Genomic DNA, 24,945 nt, shown 5'->3' on the forward strand with positions numbered 1-24,945 from the left:
AGGCGCCTGTGCGGGACCTTGTAAAGCGGCGGATCAGTTCGCCGCGTAGGCGAGAGCACGTGTCGGCGTGGTCACTTCGGCCACCGGGGCGCCGCTGCTGCCGGGCTGCTCGGGCGTCTCCGCGGGGGCCTGGGCCGGGGTTTCCTGGGTCGCTGCCGGGGCCCGCGCTGCCGGGGCTTCCGCCGCTGCGGGCGTGGCCGTGCGCGGCGTGTCCGAGGCGGTGGCAATAGCGGTGGGGGCCGGAGCGGCTTGCGTGCCCGCCGGAGCGGTGCCGGTGACGCCCAGGGTCTCGGCCAGCTCGGCCATGGAGCGGTCGGCGATCTTCGCCAGCACCGCGTCGTTGCAGGCGGCCCAGCCGGTGGAGCCCTTCACCGGCCCGGCGCTTTCCTCGCCGGTGATGCGGGCGACGCGGGTCTTGTTCTGGTCGTAGACGTCCCAGGCATAGGCCACCGAGGCTTTGCCCCGCTCCACGTGCATGGCCAGATAGCCCTTCACGCGATAGGCGTTCGCCTCGTCGCGGGCGGCCACCTTCACCTGCCGGGCCTGGGCCTCCGATGAGAGCTCGGCCACCAGCTTGTCGAAGGTGGGCTTGGGCGGGCCGTCGATGGAGACGAAGGCGAGGCCACCGCCGGAAGAGGCCATCCCGCTACCGTCGGTCTGGCATGCGGCGAGCGCAAGGCTCGTCAACAGGATGCTGGCCCGGAACACGGTGCCGAAGGAAAGGACAGCGGCGCGTGCCCGCCCCGCCTGCGCATGTTCGGCCGGTTCCTGTGATTCCCGCATGGAGGCTCTCGCGTGATGCCTGATCCGGAAACAGGTAGCGGCAAACGCGGGGCGGGTCCAGAAAAACGGTTAAGGCCCTGTTAACAGCGGGGATGCTCAGCCGAGCCCGCGCAGGAAGCCCAGGAAGCGCATGGAGCCTTCCGGCCAGGGGCCGAAGCCGGCATCGGCATTGATGTGGCCCGCCTCGCCCGCGTCCACCAGCTCGGCGCCCCAGGCGGCGGCCAGCTCCTCGGCGTGGGAATAGGCGCAATAGGGGTCGTTGCGGCTCGCCACCACCACCGCAGGGAAGGGCAGGCGCGCGCGCGGCGCCGGCGCAAAGGAGGAGAAGAGCGGGTCGCGCGCAGTGCTTTCGAGATCGGGCGGCGCCACCAGGAAGGCGCCCGCCACCTTGCCGGCGGGCAGCTCGGGGGCGGCATGGGCCAGGGTGAGTACGCCCAGGGAATGGGCCACCACCACCACCGGCTTCTCCGCGGCCGCCACCGCCGCGCCCAGGGCCTGCGTCCAGGCGGCGCGGTCGGGCCGGGCGAAGTCGGCCTGCTCCACCCGCTGCGCGGCAGAGAGGCGGCTCTCCCACCGGCTCTGCCAATGGTCGGCATCGGAGCCGTTCCAGCCGGGAACGATGAGGATGGTGGTATCTGACGACTTCATCGGGATATTCCGGCGCGGATGCGTGATAAGGATGCGCGAGGGTGAACCTCCCGCTTGCCATATCCGGCGGGCGGGAGAAAGTCGGGGGGCGGGAGCAGGCTGCGGCGTCGGGGCCTTCACCTTGTGTGCATTGCGGAATCGACGTTGCTGCGCAGCGGCGGTATAGCTGTCATAAAAATGCGGGAGCCTGAGCCCTTTGCTGTCCGTGGTGATCGCCACCCACAATTCGGAACGCCAGCTGGTGCCGGTGCTGTCGGCGCTGGTGCAGGGCGTGACCGCCGGGGTATTGCGCGACGTGACGCTGGTCGACAGCGGGTCCACCGATGACACCGCCGCCATCGCCGACGCCGCTGGCTGCGCCTTCCTCAGCTCCGTGAGCGACGTGGGCGTGCGCCTGCGCCAGGGTGCGGGGCTCGCGCGCGGGCGGTGGCTGCTGTTCCTGTCGCCGTGCTCCTTCCTGGAGGAGGGCTGGGCGCGCGAGGTGGCGAATTTCATCGAGACCGCCGAGCGGCGCGGCCAGGCCGAGCGCATGGCGGCCACCTTCCGCCTGGCGGTGGACGGCTATGGCCTGCGCCCCCGCCTGGGGGAGGCGGTGGCGGCGGCGCGGCTGGCGCTGCTCGGGCTCCCCAATGCAGGCCAGGGCCTCCTGATCTCGCGCAAGCATTATGACCGGCTGGGCGGCCACCCTTCGGGCGTGAAGGCCGAGCGGCGGCTGGTGGCGCGTATCGGCCGGCGCCATATTCACCTGCTGCGCGCCCACGTCCTGCTGCCCGAACGGGGCTGAGCCGGCTCAGGGCTTTCCGTTTGTCTGGAGTGCGATTTCCCCTCGGGCACGATTCCCCCTTGGCGGGGCGGTGCCGTTGCGTCTAGATGTCTGCGCGGGGTCGGGCCGGCCTGCGTCGCGCAGGCGGCGGGCGGGTGCCGATGAGCCATTTCAGATGACATGAGGGTGTGTCGCGTCGCGCGGGAGCCCATGTGCCGGATGGTCCCCGCACCCCGCCCGACCGCGATGCCCCTCGAGCCACGATGCGCGACATCGGGGGAGGGGCCATGACATTCGCTCATCGTCTTGCCGCACGCGGCCTTAAGGGCGCCCTGGGCGTCATCTGCGCCGGTGCGCTCGCCTTCGGCCTCGCCCCTGCGATGGCCCAGCCCAAGCCGCCGGCGGCGGTTTCGACGCCTGCCGCGGCCCCGCAGGCGCCGGCTCCCGCGCCCGTCCGCCCCGCCTCGGCGAAGACCTTTCAGCGCGCGGACCTCGTGACCGGCGCCAAGCGCTACGAGCGCCAGCTTCGCCGCGAGGCGAGCCCGCCTTCCGCCCCGCTCGACCGCGTCCGCCGCGACGCCGACCAGGCGCTCCAGCGCGGAGACGCGCGCTCGGCCGCCGCACTCTATGGCAGCCTCGCCGTGGCGCAGCCGCAGGATGCAGGGGGATGGCTGCGCCTCGCCCGCGCGCTCGCCACCATCAAGCCCGGCGAGGACGAGGACGCGAGCGCCCTCACCGACAACGCCCTCGCCGCCGCCTATATCTCCTATCGCCGGGCCGGCACGGCGGCGGCGGAGGCCGATGCCCTGGCCCTGGTGGGCCGCCTCTACGCCTCGCGCGGCCTGTGGAACGCGGCGCTGGAGACCATGAAGGCCTCCCTCGCCCTGCGCGACGCCCCCACGGAGCGCGCTTTCTATGAAAAGCTGAGGGAGGAGCACGGCTTCCGCCTGCTGGACTACACGGTGGAGGCGGACGCCGCGGCGCCGCGCGCCTGCGTGCAGTTTTCCGAAGACCTCGCCACCGGAAAGGATTTCGCGCCCTTCGTCCAGGTGGAGGGCATGGACAAGCCGGCGGTGACCGCCGAGGCGCGGCAGATCTGCGTCGAGGGCCTCAAGCACGGTGAGCGCTACGCCCTGCGCGTGCGCCCGGGCGTGCCGTCGGCCAATGGCGAGAGCCTGCGCAAGCCGGTCGAGCTTTCCTTCTACGTGCGCGACCGCGCGCCGTCCGTGCGCTTCACGGGGCGCAATTATGTGCTGCCGCGCACCGGGCAGAAGGGCATTCCGCTGGTTTCGGTGAACACTCAGGCGGTGAAGGTGAACATCCTGCGCATCGGCGACCGGGCCCTGGTGCCTACCGCCATCCAGGGCGAGTTCCGTCAGAACATCGAGTCCTACGTGCGCGAACAGATGGCGGCGGGCACCGCCATCGCGGTCTATTCCGGCATCCTGGAGACCGAGAGCCCGCTCAACGCCGACGTGACCACCGCCGTGCCCATCACCGAGGCGGCCGGCAAGCTGGAGCCGGGCGTCTACGTGATGACCGCCAAGCCCGACCGGGTGCTGGGCGACGACGAATACGGCACCGAGGCCACCCAGTGGTTCATTGTCTCGGATCTCGGCCTCACCGCCCTTTCCGGGCAGGACGGGGTGCATGTGCTGGTGCGCGCGCTGGGCACCGCCCAGCCTGTGGCCGATGCCAGCGTGCAGCTCGTGGCCAAGTCCAACGAGGTGCTGGGCGAGGCGCGCTCCGACGCGGACGGCCATGTCCGCTTCGATGCCGGCCTTTCGCGCGGGCCGGCGGGACTGGAGCCGGAAGTGGTGATCGCCCGTACCAAGAGCGGCGATTACGCTTTCCTCTCCCTCAAGGAGACGGCCTTCGACCTCACCGACCGGGGCGTCGCCGGCCGGGAGGCGCCGCGCGCCCTCGACGCCTTCGTGACGCCCGAGCGCGGCGTCTACCGCTCCGGCGAGACGGTGCACCTCACGGTGCTGCTGCGCGATGCCCAGGGCCGGGCGGCGGCGGGCGTGCCGCTCACCCTGGTGCTCCAGCGCCCCGACGGGGTGGAGGACCGCCGCCTGGTGGTGGCCGACCAGTCGGCCGGCGGCCGCGCGGTGGACCTCGCTTTGCTCAAGGGCGCCATGACCGGAACGTGGCGCGTGCGCGCCTTCACCGATCCAAAGCTCCCCGCCCTCGGCGAGGCGGCCTTCCTGGTGGAGGACTACGTGCCGGACCGGGTGGAGTTCACCCTCTCCGCGCCGGATGGGAAGCTCTCCCGCGCCCGTCCCTCCGAGGTGCTGCTGGAGGGTCGCTTCCTGTTCGGTGCCCCGGCCGCCGGGCTCGACGTGGAGGCCGAGACCGAGGTGCGCATCGCGCAGGACCGCAGGGGCTTCGAGGGCTACCGCTTCGGCAATGCCGAGGACAATGTGCTGCCGGAACGCCAGCCGGTGGCCGATACGCCCCGCACCGATGTCGCCGGCAAGGCGACGCTTCGGGTGGCCGCCGCGAACCTGCCGCGCACCGACCGGCCGCTGGAGATGGAGACGCTGGTGCGCCTCGTGGAGGCGGGCGGGCGCGCGGTGCAGCGCACCATCGTGCTGCCGGTGGCTCCCGCGGGCAGCACCATTGGCGTGAAGCCCCTTTTCTCCGACCGCGTGCGGGAAGGGGAGACGGCCAATTTCGACGTGGTGGTGGCCGGCGCCGACGACAAGCTGCTCGCCGCGCCCAACCTCGGCTGGCGGCTTTCGAAGATCGAGACTCGCTACCAGTGGTACAAGGTGGGCAATTCCTGGGACTACGAGCCGGTGAAGGTGGTGACCCGCGTGGGTGAGGGGCGCCTCTCGGTGCCGGCGGACGGCCCGGCCCGGCTCTCGGTGCCCACGCAATACGGCCGCTACCGGCTCGACGTGACCGGCGACGGCCTGCCCCTCACCTCCCTCGCCTTCGATGCCGGCTTCGGCGGCGACGGCACGGCCGACACGCCAGACAAGCTGGAACTGACCCTCGACCGCAAGGCCTACGCCACCGGCGAAAGCCTGGAGGCCACCATCACCGCCCGCACCGCCGGCACCGCCACCGTGATGGTGCTGAACGAGGGGCTACTGGCGCAGAAGGTGGTGCCTGTCTCCCCCGGCGCCAACAAGGTGAGCTTCAAGGTGGCGGAGGGCTGGGGCCCCGGCGCCTATCTGGTCGCCTTCCTGCACCGGCCGCTGGATGTGGCGGCCGGGCGCATGCCGGGGCGGGCCCTGGGCCTCGCCTGGTTCTCCGTGGACCGCGAGGCGCGGACCCTGAAGGTGGAGCTTTCCCCGCCCGCCGCCATGCGGCCGAACGAAAGCCTTGCCGTGCCCGTGCGCGTCTCCGGCGTGGAGCCGGGCGGCAAGGCGTTCGTGACGGTGGCGGCGGTGGATGTGGGCATCCTCAACCTCACCGGCTTCAAGCCGCCGGCGCCCGATGCGGTGATCTTCGGCCAGCGCCGGCTCTCGCCCGAGATCCGCGACCTCTATGGCGCGCTCATCGACGGCATGCAGGGCAATGCCGGGCGCCTGCGCTCGGGCGGCGACGGCATGGAGGCAGCGCTGCAGGCGAGCCCGCCCGTCCAGGCGCCGCTGGCCCTGTTCTCCGGCATCGTGCCGGTGGCGGCTGATGGCACCGCCCTCGTCACTTTCCCCATCCCCGCCTTCGACGGCACGGTGCGGCTCATGGCCATGGCCTGGAGCGCGGACAAGCTGGGCCACGCCTCCGCCGACGTGACCGTGCGCGACAAGGTGGTGGTGCTCGCCACCCTGCCGCGCTTCCTCGCCGCCGGCGACCGCTCGACCCTGACCCTCGACCTCACGAATGTGGAGGCGCCGGCCGGCGCCTATCGCCTCGATGTCACCGGCACCGGGGCGGCCGCCGTGCCCCAGGCGGCGCCGGAGGTGACGCTGGCCGAGAAGCAGCGCCTGCCGGTGCGGCTGGCGGTGGAGGGGCGGGGCGTGGGCCCGGCCACCATCGACGTGAAGCTCTCCGGGCAGGGGGTGGAGATCACCCGCAGCTTCGCGCTGAACGTGCGCCCCGCCTATCCGGAAATCGAGCGGCGCACCGTGCGCACCCTGGCACCGGGCGAGAGCCTGACCCTCTCCAAGGCGCTGCTCGCGGACCTGCTGCCCGGCACCGGCGCGGTGGCGGTGAGCGTGACGCCCGACAGCGCCATCGACGTGCCGGCCCTGCTCGCGGCCCTCGACCGCTATCCCTACGGCTGCTCCGAGCAGATCACCAGCCGGGCCCTGCCGCTGCTCTCCTACAACGACCTCTCCGCCCTCGTGGGCCGCGCGCCGGACCCGGGCGCGGACGGGCGCATCCGCGACGCCGTGGCCCGGCTGATGTCCCGCCAGGGCGCGGACGGCTCGTTCGGCCTGTGGGGCGCCGGCGGCGAGGACACCTGGCTCGACGCCTATGTGGCCGATTTCCTCACCCGCGCGCGGGAAAAGGGCTTCGCGGTGCCGGAGCAGGCGTTCACCCTCGCCCTCGACCGGCTGCGCAACACGGTGAACCTCGCGGGGGCGGAGATGCAGTCCACCTCCGAGGGGCTCGCCTATGCGCTCTACGTGCTCGCCCGCAACGGCCGCGCGCCGCTGGGGGACCTGCGCTACATCGCGGACACGCGGCTGAAGAACCTCACCGGCCCCCTCGCCCAGGCGCAGGTGGCGGCCGCCCTCGCGCTGCTGGGCGACCGCACGCGCGCCGAGCGGGTGTTCACCGTGGCGCTGGACGGCCTGCCCGCCACTCCCGCCGATCCGGTGGCGGGGCGGGCGGACTTCGGCTCCGTGCTGCGCGACGCGGCGGCGCTCACCGTGCTCGCCCGCGAGGCGGGGATGGAGAAGTATGCGGACATCGCCCTCGCCCGGGTGGATGCCGCGCGGGTGCGCACCGAGCGCACCTCCACCCAGGAGAATGCGTGGCTCATCCTCGCCGCCGCCTCGCTCGTGGATGGCGCCAAGGCCATGGCACTGGACGTGAACGGCGCGGGGGAGCGGGGCGTGTTCGGCCGCACCCTCTCCCGCGCGGAGCTGGAGCGCGGGCCGCTCGCCCTGCGCAACGCCGGACCGGCGCCGGTGAAGGTGGTGGTTTCCATCAATGGTGCACCGGCAGCCGCCGAGCCGGCCATCGCCCACGGCTTCGACCTGGAGCGGAGCTACTACACCCTCGACGGCAAGCCCGCCGATCCCGCCAAGGCCACCCAGAACCAGCGCTTCGCGGTGGTGCTCAGGGTGAGCGAAACCGAGAGCGCGCTCGCCGACATTCTCCTGGTGGACTATCTGCCCGCCGGCTTCGAGATCGAGAACCCCAGCCTCGTGCAGGGCGGGGACGGCGGCTTCGCCTGGCTCGACGAAACCAGCGAGGCGAGCCATGTGGAGTTCCGCGACGACCGCTTCGTCGCCGCCGTGACGCGGCAGGAGGGGGATGGCCCGTTTGTGGTGGCCTATGTGGTGCGGGCGGTCTCGCCCGGCCGCTATGCCCACCCGCCGGCGGTGGTGGAGGACATGTACCGTCCCGATCGCTTCGCCCGCACCGGCGCCGGCATTGTGGAGGTGGCCCCGGCCCGATGACCGCGCCCGGACCCGAGAACCCGGAAGGCGCTTGCCCCGCCCGCGCCGGGCGCCGTCCTCCGCTCGCCGCGCGCCTCGCGGCGGTGACGGCGGTGGCGTTCGCGCTCATCGGCGGCGGCGCGGTGGCGGGGCTCGCCGGGCTGCGGGGGGCGGCACCGCCCGCGCCCCATCCGCCCGTCTCGCGCGAGGTGGTGGATCGCGAGGGCCGGCTGCTGCGCCCGTTCGCGCTGGCCGACGGCCGTTGGCGCCTCGCCGCGACGGCGGAGGACGTGGACCCGCGCCTCGTCACCTTCATCGCGGCCTATGAGGACAAGCGCTTCGCGGACCATGGCGGCGTCGATCCCGTGGCCATGGCGCGCGCGGCGTGGCAGGGGCTCACGGCCGGGCGGGTGGTGTCGGGGGGCTCCACGCTCACCATGCAGGTGGCGCGCCTGCTGGAACCGCCGCGGCCGCGCACCCTGCCGGCCAAGCTCGCCCAGATGCGCCGCGCCCTGGAACTGGAGGCGCGCCTCTCCAAGGCTGAGATCCTCTCGCTCTACCTCACGCTCGCGCCCTACGGCGGCAATATCGAGGGCGTGCGGGCGGCCGCGCTCACCTATTTCGGTAGGGAGCCGCGACGGCTCACCCTGGGCGAGGCGACGCTGCTGGTGGCGCTGCCCCAGTCCCCCGAGGCGCGCCGGCCGGATCGCGCCCCGGCGGCAGCGCGCGCGGCGCGCGACCGCGTGCTCGACCGGCTGCTGCGGGAGGGCGTCGTCTCCGCCGACGAAGCGCGGGTGGCGAAGGCCGAGCCGGTGCCGCACGGCCGCCGGTTCCTGCCACGCCTCGCGCCGCACCTCGCGGAGGACATGGTGGCGGAGCGGCCAGGCCTGAGCCGCCACTCGCTCGCCCTCGACGGCCCGCTCCAGGAGCGGCTGGAGGCGCTGGTGCGTGAGCGCGCGCAGGCGCTGGGCCGAGGCCTTTCCGCCGCGCTCCTGGTGGTGGACAACGAGAGTGGCGAGGTGCGCGCCTATGTGGGCTCGGCCGACTTCTCGGACCGTGCCCGGGCCGGCGAGGTGGACCTCGCCCGCGCCGTGCGCTCGCCCGGCTCCACCCTCAAGCCCTTCATTTACGCCCTCGCCTTCGACGACGGCATCGCCCACCCGGAGACGCTGATCGAGGATCGCCCCGTGCGCTTCGGTGCCTGGCGGCCGGAGAATTTCGATCGGGCCTTCCAGGGCACCCTTTCCGTGCGCAAGGCGCTGCAGCTTTCGCTGAACGTGCCGGCGGTGCGCCTGCTGGATGCGGTGGGGCCGCAGCGCCTCGCCAGCCGCCTGAAGGAGGCCGGCGCCCGGCTGGAACTGCCCCCCGGCGCCGCGCCGGCCCTGCCCATGGGCCTTGGCGGCGTGGGCATCCGCCTGACCGATCTCGCCATGCTCTATGCGGCGCTGGCGCGCGGCGGAGAGGCGCGCCCCCTCGTCTACCGCCGCGATGACGGGGCGCTGGCGGCGCCCCGGCACGCCCGACTCGTGGGGGAGGTGGCGGCCTGGTATGTGGGCCACTGCCTCAGCGGCACGCCGGCGCCGGAAAACGCGCTCGGCGGGCGCATCGCCTTCAAGACCGGCACCTCCTACGGCTATCGCGATTCGTGGGCGGTGGGCTTCGACGGCCGGCGCACGGTGGCGGTATGGGTCGGGCGTCCCGACGGGCAGGCCGTGGCCGATCTCACCGGCCGCAGCGCGGCGGCGCCGCTGCTGTTCGATGCCTTCGCCCGTATCGTGCGCACCCCGGCGGCCCTCGGCCCCGCGCCGCGCGGCACGCTCGTGGCCGCCAATCCGCGTCTGCCGCCGCCCCAGCGCCACTTCGGCGGGGCGGGGGAGGGGCGGGCCATGCAGGTGGTCTACCCGCCCGATGGTGCGCGCGTGGCGCGCGAGAATGCGGGAGAGGAGGCGCCGGGCGAGGAGGGCGCCTTCGCCGTGAAGGTGGAGGGCGGAACCCTGCCGCTGACTCTGCTGGTGGATGGGCGCCCCGCGGCCCGCGCGGAGGACCGGCGGGTGCTGTTCTGGAACCCGGCCGGGCGTGGCTTCGCGCGCATCACCGTCATCGACGCCACCGGCCGGGCCGACAGCGTGACCGTGCGGGTGGAGTAGGAAACAAGAAAAATCCCGCCCATCATGGATGAGCGGGACAAGTCCTCGGGAGGAAACGAAACTTGGAACAGGCCGGCATCGCCGGCCGAAACTCAATGCCGCGGATGGAGCGTGGTGTCCGGCTCGTCCTCGCGGGGCAGGCCCATGAACTCTCGCTCGCTGTTGCCGAGGTGGGTGGGATCCTCGTAGCGATCCGCCATCCGGCGCGCGTTGACGACAGCCGCGAAAAACTCGGACATCGCAGCGCCAACCCGCGCGACGAAACCGTGCCCCTCGGGGGCGCTCGCGTGAACGGTAGCCATTTCAAACTCCATCAGCTTACGCACAGATAGGCCGGAGAGATGCGGCGCAACAGGGGGGCTTGTGCATGGCACCATTGCGCCACCTGTATGAGTGCGGGCCTGTGGATGATTCAAAAAGGGGCTGGACCGCCCCCGGCGAATTGCGTATTAAGCGCCCCTGCCCACGGGCAAACACCTCGAACCCCCGTCCTTCCGGCTTCGGTCGGCGGCGGCAGGCGAGATGGTGGGGGATAGTTCAACGGTAGAACCGCGGACTCTGACTCCGTTAATCCTGGTTCGAATCCAGGTCCCCCAGCCAGTTGAAATTAAAGAACAATCCGCAAAGATGGCGCCGTAAACGCAAGGGCGCTTTGCAGTACACTTTGCAACTTTGTTCACCTTTCTTCCTTCTGGCTACCCTTCTCAAGCTTCGCAATGGCAGACTGCGCCAGAGCGCGGTCGCGGCTCAGATAGTGCGCGTCGAGGATCGCTTCGACGTCCTTGAGGCTGTGACCCGTCAGAGAGGCGATCTCCGGGACAGTGCAGCCTGCGACTGCGAGGCGCGTCACGGCTGTGCCTCGCAGGTCGTGGAAAGTCAGGTCGATCACCTTGGCCTTCGCGCACGCCTTCCGCCATGAAGCGCGAAAGCCGCCGTCTGTCCATGATGTCCCATCCATCGTGAGCAGGATCAAGGCGCCGCGCTTTTTCTCGCGCTCGACGTCGAGCGCGATTTTCAGTGGCTCGCCAACCGGGATTGTGACTCTGCGCCCCGTTTTTCCCTGCCTGAGGGTGATGGTAGCCCCATCATAGTTGGACCATGCCAACTTCAGCAGGTCTCCCTGCCTCTGCCCGGTCCATATGGCGAGCAGGATCGCGAGATGTAGGTGCGGCGGTGCATGCTCCAGGAAGCGCTGCTCGTCCGCTGCCGACCAGACCTTTTCGGATCGGTCAGGTCGATAGATGCGCCCCCCGCGCTCACAGGGATTGCTCTCAATCCGGCCGCGATCCAGGGCCACAGAGCAGATACGCGCGAGCACGACCCAAGCATAGTCGGCTTGCCGTCGGGATCGCTTGGCAATCTGATCGCGCCAACCCTTGAAAATGCCTCTGGTTTCGTTTTTGTGACGCGCGGAGAGCGCGGCCAGGGGCAGCTTTCCGAACTTCGTCTGTATGTTATCAGGGCGATCAGAGATCAACTTGCGATAGTCATACTGCGTTCGCGGTGCGAGCGCCGCGAACTCCTCGGAATCGAGGTACATATCGATCAACGCCTGGAATACGTGCGTGTCTTGCGGGCGGCGCGAGCGTTGAAGCGCGTTGAATGCCTCTACAAAACGCGGGTCATCAGGCTGCAAATACTTGTCGCCGTCTTTTATAGGCGGCCCACCCCGCCACGCGTAATAGTGCGTCTTTCGCGAGCCATCGGCCAGCCGGAATGATGCAGATGCCACGCCTTTCAAATGGGACTTAACTCGCATATCCGTTCTCGTGCTTCCAAGTCTCAAAGGGGTCTGCCTGCTCGGTTGCAGCGTGCGTCATCCCGCTCGCCTTATCCAAGGCGGCGTCCAATGCGCGCCGGTCCCAGCGCTTGGTTCCAGGGATCGGGCCTGGGACGATCCCTTGCCGGCACCAAGCTGTGAAGCCCGCTGATGTTAGCCCGCAATAGGCGGCTGCTTGGCCTCTGGTGAGGCAGCGCTGCCCCTGGTCAAAAGATGGCATGGCGCGCGGCATCAGGTCTCCGCCTCCTCCTCCATGAGGGCCGATCGGGCAGATTGCGCCCAGTCGTCGGCATTGGCTTTGAGCTGCGTATCTTCCAATGCCAGCCGGTCGAGCCTGTTCGCGGCTAGCCTCAGGTTGCTCCGCAGCCTCTCCACCTCCGCCTTGAGCGCGTCACGCTCGCGAGCGATGGACAGGATGTCGTCTTCACGCCGGCCGATGAACTCCTGAAGCTGGCGTACGCCGAGCTTGAGCGCGTCACGCTCGCGCTCTGCGGCTTCGGCGCGGCGCAGCCATTCCAGCGCGAAGCGGCTCGTCTCCGTGCAATACTCAGTTGCCCGCCGAACATCGTCACAGAGTTCGGCCTTGGTTGCCTCGATGTCACTCATTGCGGCCTCCCTCTGCGAGGGCGGCGCGGAGAAGCGCCACCGTCTCTGGATAGCTGCGATGCAGGATCGCGCGGCCACCAGACGCCTCCCACGCCTCGGTGTTTCGTCTGAAGTCATCGATCAGAATGTCTCCGACTTGGTGCATGAACAGGGGCTTGTTACGACCACCCATCACAGGGAGCACCACCACGTCTTCGCCCAGGTGCTCGCGGACCCACGCACGCTTCTGCTTTGCGGTGTGCGCATAGGCAGACTTCGGGCAGGCAGTGAGAATGACCGGGGCCAGGTGCTCAATCTCTCGGAAGAATTCGAGCGCGCCGGACATGAGCGGCATGTCACGGAAATAGGACGGATGAGAGTTGATCCTCTCCCACATGGCGTCGTCGGCAAGGCCGCGATGGTCCAGGCCGAACGTTGCCGGGAAATGTGCGTCGAAGTCAGCCATGACGCCGCCGAGGTCGAGGTAGAGCGTCAGCTTCGCCATGCTCACCCCTCCACCTTGCCACCAGGGAGCGGGATGGTGCGGATGGCGGAGGCCGGAGGCTGCGGGGCGGTAGATAGAAATTCGGTTTGATCGATGATATCGATCGCCACGTTCAGGGCGACAAATGCCTCCCGATGACGCTCGCTCTCGGTGCTGTTGATCGACACCTCTTTCATGTCACCAACACTTGCAGCCATCTCGGCGCGATCACTGGCGGCATTCATTTTGCGCCGAATATTTTCCCGTACGGAGGAGATACGTTCGCGCATCTGGAGAATGACGCCATCCAGAGCCGCGCCCGTGTCGAGAGCGGCGCGGGCTTGCCATGCCCGCCAAGCCACCCCCTTGAGCGTCTCATCACAGGGGCCCGGGTTGTCCCACCACGCCGCGAAGCGCTCCCGCTCGGTCTTGTAGGTCTTGTCGGTCTCAATCATTGTCATCCCCTCACTCTCAGTGGTGCTGTCCGCAATCGGTTCCCATCCACGAAGCTTTTGCAGCGCGTCAACCACGAAGGCCGCGTCTCGCAACTTTCCGACCACCATCTTGCAGTCGTCAGGCGATAGCCCTTCGCCACGGGCAGCGCTCTCGCACATGCTGGCGTACCCTTGTAGTGATGCGATGAAGTCAGGCTCACCCACCGGCGCATTGACCGGCTCTACCTTTTCGGTAGAAGCCGGAGGCTGCGGGGCGGCGGCGAGTTTCATGGCCTCGTCGAGGGGAAGTGCCTCCTTCAGGAGATCGCTCGATTCCGTGTCGATGAACAGGATGGCGGTCATGACCGGCCCTCCCGCGTCTTGAGCATGGCGTCGGCATATTGGTAGGCAAAGAAGGCGGCATCTCCGCCCCCGTTGGCGTCGTCATGGGGGATCGTGTCGGCGAACCCGCCGGCCAAAATTCCGGCCAGCGCCTGACCCGCGAACCAGTCGCGCAAACTCATTCCCATCTCAGGGGCGTTCGGCACCGGCCATGCAACCGGGAACGCAGGTCCGCCGTTGTTGATCTGTTCAGCCATCGGCGCGGCCCTCTGCTTTGGCGATGACAGCTTTGGTGTCGGCCAGCAGTTCGGTCTTCTCGCGAGCATGGCGCTCGACGGCCCATGCGCCGCCGTCCAGCGCGGACCAGCGCTTGGCGATGCTCAGGAGATCGGGTGCGGCAGCGATCAAGCGCGCGTTGGCTTCGGTCTGCCCGGTGTCGTGCTTGCCGTGGAAAGTCTTCACGTCGGCAATCGCCCACCCCGATCAGCAAGGCCAACGTTTGCCCCTACTACGGGAAGGAAATCCCCGGCTTCGAGTGCCTCGGGCTCGATCCGGACAAGGTCTATCAGCTCTACCGGGACCCGGAAGAGCTGGAGAGGGCGGCTCCGAGCTTCAACAACCTGCCGCTGCTCTCTCGGCACGTTCCGGTGACGGCAGACAGCCATCAGCCGGACCTGGTGGTGGGCTCGACGGGCACCGACGCCGTCTTCGAGGCCCCATACCTCAAGAATTCGCTTGTCATCTGGGCCCGTGACGCCATCGGCGGCGTGGAGAGCAATGCCCAGAAGGAACTGTCCTGCGCCTACCGCTACCGCGCCGACATGACCTCCGGAGACATCGACGGGGAGCCCTATGACGGGGTGATGCGGGACATCGTGGGCAACCATCTCGCCATCGTGGGCGAAGGCCGCGCCGGGCCTGACGTTGTCGTCGGCGATTCCAAGGAGAATTCATCTATGGGCAAGACCGTGCTCTCGCGGAAAGCCGTGCTCGCGCAGGGGGCCGCGATGGCGTGCCTTGCGCCCAAGCTCGCCGCTGACGCGAAAATCGATATCACCTCGGCCTTTGCCGGCGTGACCGCGAAAAACTACATGGCGAAGAAGCCCGGCATCATCGCCGACATCACCAGACGCTGCGTAAGACGTTGGATGGGTCATACTTTCCGCGCGAAACCCACGAAAGAGCCCGAAGGTATTCACGAGATCCCAGGATCCAGGAGAAGCACAAGAAGGCAATCGAGGCCGTCCTCGGCGGTTCGAACACCTCTGGCTACGCAACCGGAAACGCCTCGGGCAGCGTCGGCTTCGCCGGGGGGCCTCGCACCTCAAGCTATGGAGGTGAAAACTTCGGGATCGAAGGTCCGGACCTCAAATGGGCCCGCCGCAAACGAGAGCAGGTTGAAGGTGAAAGGGCGAGGAACAAAGACCGGCGCCAGGAAGGTCAGGGCGGTCATGACACGCCCAAGGATGCGCCGCCCAAGCCTAAGGTTGACCGCCGAGCCACACCTGCGGGTGAGTTCCGTGCCGACAATGTCAACGGCAAACCCTTCTCGCTACAGGATCGGTTCGCGGCCGCACCTCTAACCGCCTCGCCAGAAGAGGCCTTCGATGGTCGCATCAAGCAGGTGACGGAAATCAACGTGGACGGCGATGCCGACCCGAACGAAACGGCAAGCGCTGTGGAGCGGGCCCAACGGCGCACCAATGACACGATGATCGACGCGGCCGGCAAGCAGTTGGTGTGAGGAAGCATGGCTGAGATTGTCGAGACGATCATCGGCGGCCTGGGAGCGCTGCTGATTGGGTCGCAGCGCATGATCGGGGGGATAAGCCCCAACATCGTGCTTGAGGAGGTGGGGCGTGACACCACCTTCATCACCAACCACCCCGTAGAGCGCGGTGCCGCGATCTCCGACCATGCCTTCATGATGCCGGTCGAGGTCGAGATCCGTTGTGCGTGGTCGGATAGCTCCGGTGGCTACCAGGGCTATTCGCGCCAGATGTATGAGGCCCTTCAGGGCCTTCAGATCGCGCGGGAGCCATTCACGGTGGTCACCGGCAAGCGCATGTACAGCAACATGCTGATCGCTGGCCTTGAGATCACGACCAACGCCACGGCGGAATTTGCGCTGCTGGCCCGCATCTTCTGCCGGGAAGTCATCATCGTGTCCACGCAGACCGTCTCAGCCGGTACCGCGTCCGGCTCGGGGTCACCTGGAACACAGGCCAATCCGGGTCGGACGAGCTCCAGCAGCAGCGGGGGCACGGTGCAGCCGAAGGAGGCCGGGGCCATCCCGGTGTCGTCAGGTGGCATGGCCGTCGCATAGCCCTGGCTCCCGTCGGCATCATGATCTTGTGGTCAATCACATTTCACAAAGTTGATTTCACCAAAATCGCCGCTCCTCAGATCAAGATGCAGGCTGCCGGAGGGGCCAAATGAAACGGCCCCGGTTGACGTGCGTTTCGGGTAGTCCTTCACTTGGCATTCGGCTGAAACTGTATATTTCCCGCGTGCCGGGTTCCCGGTTTGAGAAAGTTGGCACCGAATGGGTTCTGCCCACATTTCAAAGTAGCCGTTGTGAAACGTCGCGACGCCAAATCGGCTGGACGTCGCTGTATCGTATTTGGGCTTGTCGAGTTCTCCGGACTGATAGAGTCGGCAAGCCTTGCGATCGTGGGCCCAGATGCCTTCAAGGCGAGCACTAAGGTCGCGGTCTGACTGACCTCGGACCTTATTGATGTCGATACCGCACGAGCGAAGCGTTGCAATAATTGCTGCTTCTCGTTCGTCATCACGGAATATCATTGTCCGTGGTGACCCTCCGGGAGGAGCCGCCATGGTTACGACAACATCGCCCTGTTGGGACAAGAGGGCCACCAGAAGTCGGTCCGCATCCTCGGGCCTATCGGAAAGGCGCACGCTGTAGATGGGGCCCTTCTGAGCGGTGGCCTCTGGGGCAATTTTGAGCCGTATCGGGGCGTTCATTCCAACTCTGAACTCAACGTCGCGCGCTGGGTAGAGGGCGTTTCCGCTCTTGTTCTCATCAAGCAAGACGCCAACCATGACGTCTTGCCCCTTCTGGCATTCGATCCCGAGCGTCTCACTCGTGCCATCTGCGTATTGGGATGCGATGGCGAATGGCACGCCAGATCGGTTGTCCGAGCCTGTCCGGAGGGTCCATGCGTGGGCCGGAGACGCAAGGGTGGCTGCCAAAAAGACGAAAGCGAACCTGCGCATTGTATTCCTCACGATGTAGATCTCCGCGACAATCGTGACCGCCCCAAAATGCGAGCATGAACGCGCCAAAAATAATGCCGCAACTAGGGGCAATTCGGCTTCAGCGCGCCTCCGGCCGCATAACGCCGGTTGCAGGAGGCGGTTGTCCAAATCACAGACGCTTTTATCGCGTGGCGGGCGCCGGGTTAAGGTCTTGCCCTGGAGGGTGGTGCAGAGCATTTCGTGAATGTTCCGTTCAGTCCGTCGAAGTCGACTAGAATCTGTGTCTCACCTTTTTTCACCAGGAGCATTTGACCGGTGTTGACATGACCTTCGGTTGAACAGGCAACTGGAGAATGCCAGCCGATGCTCGTCTGTTTCCAGCCGACGAACTGGCAATGCCGATCTGCGATCTGTACTGTATCTGCTTCGAAATGCAGGGTTTCTAGAGCTGGTAGCGAGCGGCAACTTGTGGACCAAGTGCCGCTGATCTCAGGCCCACCTGTCGCACGCTCGGCTGTGCGGCCAACATCGCGATCGCGGGAGATTATCCCGCAAGTTTCCAGAAATAGCCGCGCGGTATAGCCATCTGCCGGAAAGTCCCATTTCATATCATTGGGCGACGTGACGTAGAGTGGCCCACGCCCTGTCGCGAGAAACAGCGATATCTGACGAACAGAGCTTGTGTCGTCGTCGCTTATCTCAAGCATGTTCCCGTCAGCATTAATTTCAGGGGATACGAAATAGGGGCTTCCACCCGCCGGTGTGATCTCCATCTGGCCGCCGCGAGCGGTGGAGAGCCTGAGCATATGAGGTAGGGTAGTATTGTTGCCCTGTGCGAAGAAAGCCATGCGGACATCTGGCTTATCACCGCCGCGACATTTAAGCCCGGCGATGATCCGTGGAGACCCGCTTGCAGACGGTTGCGTCATATACGCGAGAGGCGTGTTACTCCCCGCTTCCTTATCCGTCGTAAGGTCCCATGCTGCTGCTGGGGAGGTGGCGAAGGCAAGGGCTATCCAGAGTATCCGGCGCATTCGATCCCCCCAATGAAATGGCGGGCACCATAGCTCGGCTTCAATCGGAGGTGGAGTCTTCCTTGCCGAGCATATGAAGCCCGGCCTCTACAAAGGCACGGATGGCGGCGGGGCGTGACGGTTTGGGGTCTGGCTGAGCCGCGATCCAGGCGTCAAGGGCCGTGAGAACATCGGGCTGAATGCGGACCCCTATCAAGGTCCCCCATCCGGTCGGCTTAGGGCCGCGACGCTTCTTTGTTATCGAAGTTTCTTGCACGTCGTGAAAAACCTCGTTATCGTAATTCTTGTCGAGCCGAGGGGAGGCGGCAACCTCCCGCCCGGCTCTAACCCCAAGCAAGGACGTGACCCATGCCCAAGGCTAACCGTACCGTTATCACAGTTTCCCGCCGCGCCGAAGACGCAGCGACCCTTACCCTCATGTTGCTGAAGGCGAGCATTCTTGGCCCGCGCCACGGTGGCGCGCTGGTTGAGGCGGAGCCCCGGCGCCCGGTTTTGGTCGGTGGCGCGGCCCGCTCTGTGAAGGAGGGCGTGTGATGGGCGCCCTTATCACGGCTGCAGACCTTCATGTTCAGGATGGGGTCCCTCGGGTGGAAGACCTCAGATTGGCCGATGCTCTCGGGTTCGCTGATCGCCACATGATCCGCACCCTTATCAAACGTCACATCGAGGCGCTGGAACGGTTCGGAGAGGTTTCCGTTATGCGACGGAAACCAGGGGCGAAGGGTGGTCGCCCCTCGACGGTCTACTCCCTCAACGAGGAACAGGCGATCTACATCACTGCCAAATCGGACACCCACCGTGCCGCCGAGATCACGGTGGAGATGGTGCGGGTGTTCCGGGACTATCTGAAGGGTGAGGCCGAGGCCGATCACCTGATCCCCGTCCGCGCGCATACGCGCCGCCGGCCCAAGCCGGGCTTCGGGACGATCATCGCGGACAACAACGACCTCTACCCCTTTGTGGAAGAGGGGGATGAGCTGGTGGTGGAGTTCACGCGCGACACCGGTCTGGGTATGGGAGAGCCACAGTCTCTGGTGGTGGCTCTCGACCCCGTCTCGGGCCGCCCGCGCCCCTGCTGGCTGATGTTGACCGGCGGCGGCGCATTTGGCCTGGCTCAGGTGGTGAAGCGCAGGGTGGACGGAGCTCCTCTTCCCGTCACTGCGAACTTTCCTGTCATCGGCCGGGTGGTCGGCGTGAACAAGCCGACGGCCGGCGAGCGAAGGGCGGAGCTGGCGCGGGTGGCGTAAGAGGGCGGGGCGGCTCCTCGCGGCCGCCCCACCTCACAGAGCCGCAGCCTCACGGGGAGGGTGTTTGCGAATGCGACCCCTACTCTTTGCCATCATCAGCCGCCGCTTCTTTCGCCTCGCCCATGTCCGCACAAGCGGCGGTCTTCTTCATGATCGCCTCAACCTGCTTCTTTGACTTGCACACGTTCTCGCATGGGATGCCGTCGTCATCTCGGTCGGCCGCAGTGTAGCCACCGCACCACATTTCGACAGCTTCAGCACAGGTCTTGGCAGCCTTGCAGCTTTGCGCGAGCGCCTCGCCCGGCAAAGCAAAAAACGCCAGCGCTATCATCACTCGGTACATGCGCCCCTCCATTTCGCGAGAAGTGGAGCACGTCTCACAACCAAAAGTCGAGCCGGCCCCAGTCGCGGTGCACGTGGCGGACGGCTCTCCATGCAGGGGTGTGGCCGTATGGCAACCTTTGAAATCCCACTACCCGGCGGGAACACGGCCTTCACCGTCACCCTCGGCTCGACGGACTACCGCTTCAGCCTGACCTATCGGGACGCGAAGGAAGCCGGGTGGGTGCTGGATATCACCGACCTCGAAGGGAGTGTCGTCGTCGCCGGCATCCCTCTCGTGACGGGCGCGGACCTACTGGCGCAATACGCCTATCTCGGCATCGGAGGACAACTGGTGGTGGGAACGACCGGTGCCCCCTATGCGCTCCCGACGTTCGCCAACCTGGGTGACGCCTGCAAGCTCTACTGGATACCGAACGAATGACGCGCCAATGGATTCGACGGGTCAATCTGACCGTGGGGAGCGCTGGATCTGCAACGGACTTGTCGGAGATGCGCATCCGGTTTTCCGTCCGCCAGGGCGATGTCGCCACGCCTAATAATGCCGAAATTATTATCACGAATTTGTCGCAGGCTACGGCAAACAAAATCAAGAAGGAATACAATTCTATTGTTCTCGATGCGGGGTATGACGGAAACGTTGCGTCGATTTTCGAAGGTGAAATCGTGCAGGTCCGTATCGGGCGCGAGAACCCTACAGACACCTACGTGAACATCATCGCTAAGGAAGGTCACGTGGCCTTCAATTATGGGTTCGTGCGCAAATCTCTGGCGGCTGGTCACACCTACAAGGACCAAGTGGACACATGTCTGGAAGCTCTGAAGGAGCACGGCATCACTGCGGGGTATATCGCTGACCTCGGGACGATGAAGATGCCGCGCGGGAAAGTGCTGTTTGGCATGGTCCGCGATCAGTTGCGGGCGATTTGTCAGGCAACCGGAACCTCTTGGAGCATCCAGGGCAAGAAGCTCCAGATCGTGAAGAACGACGCCTATAAGCCCGGAGATGTCATCGTCTTGAACTCCCGGACAGGCCTTGTCGGCATGCCGGTGCAAACGCTTGGTGGCATTGAAGCTCGGTGCCTCCTGAACCCGCAGATCAGGCCAGGCCGGCGAATCCAGATTGACCAAGCCAGCATCCAAGAGGCGGCCTTCACGACAAACTACCAGAATGCGCAGAACTACCTAATCCCGGAGACTGCCGCAGACGGGATCTACAAGGTCATAACGGTTGACCACTCCGGAGACACCAGGGGAAACCCATATTATTCCGACATTATTTGCGTTAGCGCGAGCGGAAAAATAATTCCGAAATCACTTTCGGATCGTGGAGTGAATGTGTTTCCGGAGGACAAGTAGATGGACAATCGGGCACGTTTCGATGACTATCTTGAAGCTGTGACTACGCTTGTGGAAGGACGGCTCGCCAGCGTTCACACAGCCGTGCCGTGCACCATAGTCAGCGTGGACCGGGAAAGGCAGACGGCAGTCCTTCAGCCCACCATCAAGGCTCGGCGCATGAAGCCGGACGGGTCGCAAGAGTGGGTCTCCTATCCGCCGATCTCGGATGCGCCCATGCAATTCCCCACTGGAGGCGGCGTTGCTATGACGTTTCCAGTGCGGGCAGGGGACGAATGCCTGGCCGTTGTGCCGTCCCGGTCACAGGATGGGTGGCAGCAGTCTGGTGGAGAACAGCAGCAGGTTGACCTGCGCATGCACGATATCTCCAACGCCTTTTGCTTGTTGGGCTTCCGCTCGAACCCCAACGCTCTCCAGAACGTGCCGGATGACGCCGTGCAGATCCGCACGGATGACGGGAACACGGTCATCTCTCTGAAGGGCGATGAGGTGAGCGTGAAGGCGTCGAGCAGCACCCATGTTGTCACCCCGAGCACCATCGCGAGCACGGTCGGGTCCACGTCCGTCAAGGTGTCCGCCAACCGGGTCGATCTCGGTGGAGATGGGGGACAGAAAGTGATGACCGAGGGTGGGCCCAGCTCGATTGTCTACGCGAAGGTTTGAACCATGCGGTACCGTAAGCTCGACGGCGATCGGGACATGGTGTTCGGCCACGGGAGCGCGGACTACTGGCGCGATGTCGCTGAGGCGCCGGCTCAAGCGGTCATGACGCGGCTTCAGCTCCGGCTCGGTGAATGGTTCATGGACACGTCCGCCGGAACCCCCTGGGACACGGAAGTGCTGGGCAAATACACGACGGATACGCGCGATGGCGTGGTCCGCGCGCGCGTGTTGGGCACGCAGGGTGTGACCTCTCTGGAGAGCTACTCAAGCGCGTTTAACCCGGACACCAGAGCTTGGTCCGCAATTGTGGAGCTCAATACCCAGTATGGCGCGATGACGGTTAGCTTTCCGCTCTAACCAAAAGCATAGGGAATGCGTTGTGCTATTAGCACATAATGGCGCATGGATGTAGCATGGCGATAGTCTGCACTGTAGACGCAACGGGCATTCATGCTCCGGATCTAAACTCCATCCGCTCTTATCTTGTCGAAAAATTCAAGGCGATTTATGGAGGTGATGTCTATCTTGAGGCGGATAGTCAGGATGGGCAATGGATAGACATCATTGCATTGGCCCTGCATGACGCCAATGCGATGGCCGTATCGGTCTACAACGCATTCTCTCCGTCTACCGCTCAGGGCACGGGCCTATCGAGCGTTGTGAAGATCAACGGGATCGCCAGGAACGTCGCGAGTCGCTCCACGTGCGACGTGCTCATCGGGGGTACGGCAGGGACGACCATTTCAAACGGGCAGGTGCGTGATGCGAACGGCGTGTCCTGGGCTTTGCCGGAATCCGTGGTGATCCCTGCATCGGGGCAGATCACAGCGACGGCGACATGTCTTGTCCTTGGGGCGATTTCGGCGGCTCCAGGGGCTCTTGGCTCGATCGCCACTCCAACGCGAGGATGGCAGACCGTCACTAACCTGCTCGCAGCCACTGAGGGGGCGCCGATTGAACCGGACGCAGAGCTGCGCTTGCGTCAGAGCGTGTCCACAGCTCTCCCGTCCCGGTCAATCGGCGATGGCCTCCTTGGCGCGGTGCTCTCCCTGCCGGGCGTGGAGCGGGCGAAGCTCTACGACAACGATCTGGACACCACGGATGCAAATGGCATCCCAGGCCACACGATAGCCCTGGTGGTAGACGGCGGAGACGCCGCTGAGATCGCGCGTGAGATTCTGGCGCGGAAAGGGCCTGGGTGCGGCACCTATGGCACGACTTCGGAGACGGTCTTCGACGCATACGCGATGCCGCGGACGGTACGCTTCTTCCGGCCCTCTGACGTGCCGATCACTGTGTCTATTACGATAAAGGCAATCGGAGGGTACACGAGCGCGATCGGTCTGAAGATCGTCTCCCAGATTGCAGCTTACATAAATGGATTGGATATCGGGGAGGACCTATATCTCGGCCGCCTCTACGTGCCCGCAAATTTGAGTGACGCCAGTTCTGCCTCCACGGAAACCTACAACGTGCTGTCGATTCTGATTGCACGCGATGGCGCTCCTCCAACTGGCAGTAACATCGTGATGACTTACAACGAGGCAGCCGTGTCGTCCTCAACTCTCATCACTTTGACGGTGACGTGATATGGGGGCGCCATTCAATGACGAGGACTACACGGGCCTCATCACGTCCTATTTCCGTGGCAAACCTCGGTTCACGCAGACTGTCCAGTACAGCGTGCACCCACTGTCTGAGGTCCAGTCGTTCTTGGATCTCCTTCCCGCACAATTCGATCTCGACACCGCGATCGGCGTGCAACTCGATCAAGTCGGGGAGTGGGTTGGGCGCACGCGTTATGTGAATATTCCCATCGCCAGCGTGTGGTTCTCCTTCAACATCGATTGGCTGGGAATTAACCAGGGTGTGTGGAAGGGTAAGTACGACCCGGAGACTGGGATCTCGTCACTGGATGACGAGACATATCGGCGCCTGCTTAGAGCGAAAATCGCGGCAAACAGTTGGGACGGGACGGTCGAGAGCGCTCTTCGCGCTCTGGATCTCCTGTTCATTGATGACGGCACATACATGTTCATCGAGGACCGGCAGGACATGAGCATGGTCTTCGGGATTGCAGGCGCGATCCCGAATGCGGTTGTGTTGTCATTGTTCACGAATGGCTATGTGCCCCTCAAGCCGACCGGTGTCCGCGCCATCTATCGCGTGACCTCTCGCGAGGGGGCTGCGATTTTTGGCTTCAATGTCAATAATCAGTATGTGGCCGGGCTTAATCAGGGCGCCTGGGGTGTCCTTCCGGACCAAGCCCTCCGCGTCGCGCCGTTGTTGGGCACCCCGGCTTATGCATCGTCAACGAGCAACGACATCGTGCTGCCAATCAACACGATCGTGGGCGCCACCTATCGGGTAACGAACCTCTCCGTTCGGGATGGTTCAACCATCGGGACCACCTACATCGCCGCCACTGGAGGCGCTTCCTACTTCATCATCAGCGAGGCTGCGCAAATTGCAGCATATGGCGCCCTTGCGCGAGCGGTGAACATCCAGGTGCGCCGCTCTATCGGTGGGGATTACAGCAATGCCGGCGTCGCTCAGTACGACATGCTGGCGCCGGAGGCCCTCAGCGGGGTAGCGCCGACGCTGGCGCTCGATGTGCCGCGCAATCGGTATTTCATCGGCGGCGGGGTGACGCTGGCGGATGCGCTCATGCGCGTGGGCGGTGTCAAGGTGGTGACGGGTCCGACCGGCGCGCCGCAGACGGTGGCGGCCAACATGCTGGCCTTTGACTACGCGACCGGCCGCCGGCGGCTGCTGCTGGAAGGGGCAGCCACCAATCTCTTCGTCGGCTCATCCGCGCCCACAGCGGCGCAGAACATCACGGTGACGGCGCAGTCTTACACGCTCTCCTTCTGGGGCACCGGCTCCATCACCCTGAGCGGGGCAGCTAGCGTTACCGTGGCGGGCACCGGCGTCAATGTGCGCACCACCTACACCTTCACGTCCGCCGCCGGCGCCCTCACGCTCACACCCGCCGGCGGCATCACCAACGTGCAGATCGAGGTGGGCACCCGCGCCAGCTCCTACATTGCCACGACCACGGCGGCGGCCACCCGTGTGACGGATGTGTGCGCCCTGTCCGGCGCGGCGGTGGCGGCGCTGGTGGCCGCCGGCCCATGCACGGTCACCTTCCGCGGCTCGGTGGCGCAGACCGCAAATGGTCGGATCATATCGGTTGGCGCCAATGAGTTGATCCGCCGATCTGCGGATGGGCTCCAGGTCCTTGGCGTCGTGCCGCTGGCACAGGGCGTTGGCCTCGGCATCGCGCCCGTGGGCACCACACCGTTCGGCATCGCCCTTGGCTGGGATACGAGCGGTGGCATCGGCAGCACCAATGGCGCCACAGCGTCGACCAACACCGCGACGCCCAGTGGGGCAATCACCGCCGCATACATCGGCTCAGCCAGCGGCGTGGCTGGGTGGATTGAAATGGATGAGATGGTGGTATGGCCGGCGAAGGGCAGCGCCGCCGCCGTGCAGGCCCAGGCCCGCGCCTGGATCTGATACCGCCTGCGGATGCGTCGTCTTCGCGG

At 66.0% G+C, this 24,945-nt stretch carries 24 protein-coding genes and 1 tRNA gene; 13 read left to right on the plus strand and 12 right to left on the minus strand.

The window, feature by feature from the left end:
• Positions 1-33: 33 nt before the first annotated feature.
• Together V5F61_RS08560 and V5F61_RS08565 are read right to left on the minus strand one after the other, a co-directional pair.
• Positions 34-783 carry a hypothetical protein gene (locus V5F61_RS08560; protein WP_393989129.1) on the minus strand — a complete coding sequence of 250 codons (750 nt, stop codon included), beginning with the start codon at positions 781-783 and terminating at the stop codon, positions 34-36.
• A 96-nt stretch (positions 784-879) separates the two neighbouring features.
• Positions 880-1,431 carry an RBBP9/YdeN family alpha/beta hydrolase gene (locus V5F61_RS08565; RefSeq protein WP_393989130.1) on the minus strand — a complete coding sequence of 184 codons (552 nt, stop codon included), beginning with the start codon at positions 1,429-1,431 and terminating at the stop codon, positions 880-882.
• Between the two features lie 205 nt (positions 1,432-1,636).
• Between V5F61_RS08565 and V5F61_RS08570 the strand changes: the two genes are divergently transcribed.
• The 3 genes from V5F61_RS08570 (at position 1,637) to pbpC (ending at position 9,905) form a co-directional block, all read left to right on the plus strand.
• Positions 1,637-2,215 (plus strand): glycosyltransferase, encoded by a 579-nt coding sequence (locus tag V5F61_RS08570; protein ID WP_393989194.1) that lies wholly within the window; start codon positions 1,637-1,639, stop codon positions 2,213-2,215.
• A 266-nt stretch (positions 2,216-2,481) separates the two neighbouring features.
• On the plus strand, positions 2,482-7,779 hold the full coding sequence (locus V5F61_RS08575) for an alpha-2-macroglobulin family protein (RefSeq protein WP_393989131.1): 5,298 nt from the start codon (positions 2,482-2,484) through the stop codon (positions 7,777-7,779).
• On the plus strand, positions 7,776-9,905 hold the full coding sequence (pbpC, locus tag V5F61_RS08580; RefSeq protein WP_393989132.1) for a penicillin-binding protein 1C: 2,130 nt from the start codon (positions 7,776-7,778) through the stop codon (positions 9,903-9,905). Before V5F61_RS08575 ends, pbpC begins: the two co-directional genes overlap by 4 nt.
• A 92-nt stretch (positions 9,906-9,997) precedes the next feature.
• Here the strand turns inward: pbpC and V5F61_RS08585 are convergent, their stop codons facing one another.
• Positions 9,998-10,207, minus strand: a complete 210-nt coding sequence (locus tag V5F61_RS08585; protein WP_393989133.1) for a hypothetical protein — start codon at positions 10,205-10,207, stop codon at positions 9,998-10,000.
• Positions 10,208-10,431: 224 nt separating this feature from the next.
• Between V5F61_RS08585 and V5F61_RS08590 the strand changes: the two genes are divergently transcribed.
• A tRNA-Gln gene (locus V5F61_RS08590) sits at positions 10,432-10,505 on the plus strand.
• 76 nt (positions 10,506-10,581) lie between these two features.
• Here V5F61_RS08590 and V5F61_RS08595 read toward each other — a convergent pair.
• From V5F61_RS08595 to V5F61_RS08620, 6 genes are all read right to left on the minus strand, one after another.
• Positions 10,582-11,664: a tyrosine-type recombinase/integrase gene (locus tag V5F61_RS08595; protein ID WP_393989134.1), complete on the minus strand. Its 1,083-nt coding sequence runs from the start codon at positions 11,662-11,664 to the stop codon at positions 10,582-10,584.
• Between the two features lie 252 nt (positions 11,665-11,916).
• Complete coding sequence (locus V5F61_RS08600) at positions 11,917-12,291, minus strand: hypothetical protein (RefSeq protein WP_393989135.1); 375 nt, start codon at positions 12,289-12,291, stop codon at positions 11,917-11,919.
• The gene (locus V5F61_RS08605) at positions 12,284-12,775 is read right to left on the minus strand and encodes a 5' nucleotidase, NT5C type (RefSeq protein ID WP_393989136.1); all 492 of its coding nucleotides are present in this window, start codon (positions 12,773-12,775) and stop codon (positions 12,284-12,286) included. Before V5F61_RS08605 ends, V5F61_RS08600 begins: the two co-directional genes overlap by 8 nt.
• Positions 12,776-12,777: 2 nt before the next feature.
• Entirely contained in the window at positions 12,778-13,551 is a 774-nt protein-coding gene (locus tag V5F61_RS08610; RefSeq protein ID WP_393989137.1) for a hypothetical protein, read from the minus strand.
• Positions 13,548-13,787, minus strand: coding sequence for a hypothetical protein (locus V5F61_RS08615; RefSeq protein ID WP_393989138.1), 240 nt, complete (start codon positions 13,785-13,787; stop codon positions 13,548-13,550). The genes V5F61_RS08610 and V5F61_RS08615 overlap by 4 nt, the downstream gene beginning before the upstream one ends.
• Positions 13,780-13,992 carry a hypothetical protein gene (locus V5F61_RS08620; protein ID WP_393989196.1) on the minus strand — a complete coding sequence of 71 codons (213 nt, stop codon included), beginning with the start codon at positions 13,990-13,992 and terminating at the stop codon, positions 13,780-13,782. Before V5F61_RS08620 ends, V5F61_RS08615 begins: the two co-directional genes overlap by 8 nt.
• Between V5F61_RS08620 and V5F61_RS08625 the strand changes: the two genes are divergently transcribed.
• Together V5F61_RS08625 and V5F61_RS08630 are read left to right on the plus strand one after the other, a co-directional pair.
• On the plus strand, positions 13,923-15,113 hold the full coding sequence (locus V5F61_RS08625) for a DUF2213 domain-containing protein (protein WP_393989139.1): 1,191 nt from the start codon (positions 13,923-13,925) through the stop codon (positions 15,111-15,113). The two genes, V5F61_RS08620 and V5F61_RS08625, sit on opposite strands and share 70 nt — an antisense overlap.
• Before the next feature lie 167 nt (positions 15,114-15,280).
• On the plus strand, positions 15,281-15,856 hold the full coding sequence (locus V5F61_RS08630; RefSeq protein ID WP_393989140.1) for a phage baseplate protein: 576 nt from the start codon (positions 15,281-15,283) through the stop codon (positions 15,854-15,856).
• Between the two features lie 32 nt (positions 15,857-15,888).
• Here V5F61_RS08630 and V5F61_RS08635 read toward each other — a convergent pair whose 3' ends face one another.
• Together V5F61_RS08635 and V5F61_RS08640 are read right to left on the minus strand one after the other, a co-directional pair.
• The gene (locus V5F61_RS08635; protein ID WP_393989141.1) at positions 15,889-16,674 is read right to left on the minus strand and encodes a hypothetical protein; all 786 of its coding nucleotides are present in this window, start codon (positions 16,672-16,674) and stop codon (positions 15,889-15,891) included.
• A gap of 278 nt (positions 16,675-16,952) precedes the next feature.
• Positions 16,953-17,597, minus strand: coding sequence for a hypothetical protein (locus V5F61_RS08640; RefSeq protein WP_393989142.1), 645 nt, complete (start codon positions 17,595-17,597; stop codon positions 16,953-16,955).
• 719 nt (positions 17,598-18,316) lie between these two features.
• Between V5F61_RS08640 and V5F61_RS08645 the strand changes: the two genes are divergently transcribed.
• A complete protein-coding gene (locus V5F61_RS08645; RefSeq protein WP_393989143.1) occupies positions 18,317-19,030 on the plus strand; it encodes a hypothetical protein in 714 nt (237 codons plus the stop codon).
• Between the two features lie 79 nt (positions 19,031-19,109).
• Here V5F61_RS08645 and V5F61_RS08650 read toward each other — a convergent pair whose 3' ends face one another.
• Positions 19,110-19,373 carry a hypothetical protein gene (locus tag V5F61_RS08650; RefSeq protein WP_393989144.1) on the minus strand — a complete coding sequence of 88 codons (264 nt, stop codon included), beginning with the start codon at positions 19,371-19,373 and terminating at the stop codon, positions 19,110-19,112.
• Between the two features lie 108 nt (positions 19,374-19,481).
• On the opposite strand from V5F61_RS08650, the gene V5F61_RS08655 reads away from it, so the two are divergent.
• The 6 genes from V5F61_RS08655 to V5F61_RS08680 are packed head-to-tail and all read left to right on the plus strand — an operon-like array spanning position 19,482 to position 24,916.
• A complete protein-coding gene (locus tag V5F61_RS08655) occupies positions 19,482-19,796 on the plus strand; it encodes a phage baseplate plug family protein (RefSeq protein ID WP_393989145.1) in 315 nt (104 codons plus the stop codon).
• Positions 19,793-20,731, plus strand: a complete 939-nt coding sequence (locus V5F61_RS08660; RefSeq protein WP_393989146.1) for a phage protein — start codon at positions 19,793-19,795, stop codon at positions 20,729-20,731. Before V5F61_RS08655 ends, V5F61_RS08660 begins: the two co-directional genes overlap by 4 nt.
• On the plus strand, positions 20,732-21,394 hold the full coding sequence (locus V5F61_RS08665; protein ID WP_393989147.1) for a Gp138 family membrane-puncturing spike protein: 663 nt from the start codon (positions 20,732-20,734) through the stop codon (positions 21,392-21,394).
• A 3-nt stretch (positions 21,395-21,397) separates the two neighbouring features.
• Positions 21,398-21,751, plus strand: a complete 354-nt coding sequence (locus V5F61_RS08670) for a hypothetical protein (RefSeq protein ID WP_393989148.1) — start codon at positions 21,398-21,400, stop codon at positions 21,749-21,751.
• Positions 21,752-21,807: 56 nt separating this feature from the next.
• A complete protein-coding gene (locus tag V5F61_RS08675) occupies positions 21,808-22,983 on the plus strand; it encodes a baseplate J/gp47 family protein (RefSeq protein WP_393989149.1) in 1,176 nt (391 codons plus the stop codon).
• A 1-nt stretch (position 22,984) separates the two neighbouring features.
• Entirely contained in the window at positions 22,985-24,916 is a 1,932-nt protein-coding gene (locus tag V5F61_RS08680; RefSeq protein ID WP_393989150.1) for a DUF2612 domain-containing protein, read from the plus strand.
• The last annotated feature ends 29 nt before the right edge of the window (positions 24,917-24,945 follow it).

It is taken from the genome of Xanthobacter sediminis (assembly GCF_043195015.1).
Taxonomy (GTDB): Bacteria; Pseudomonadota; Alphaproteobacteria; order Rhizobiales; family Xanthobacteraceae; genus Xanthobacter.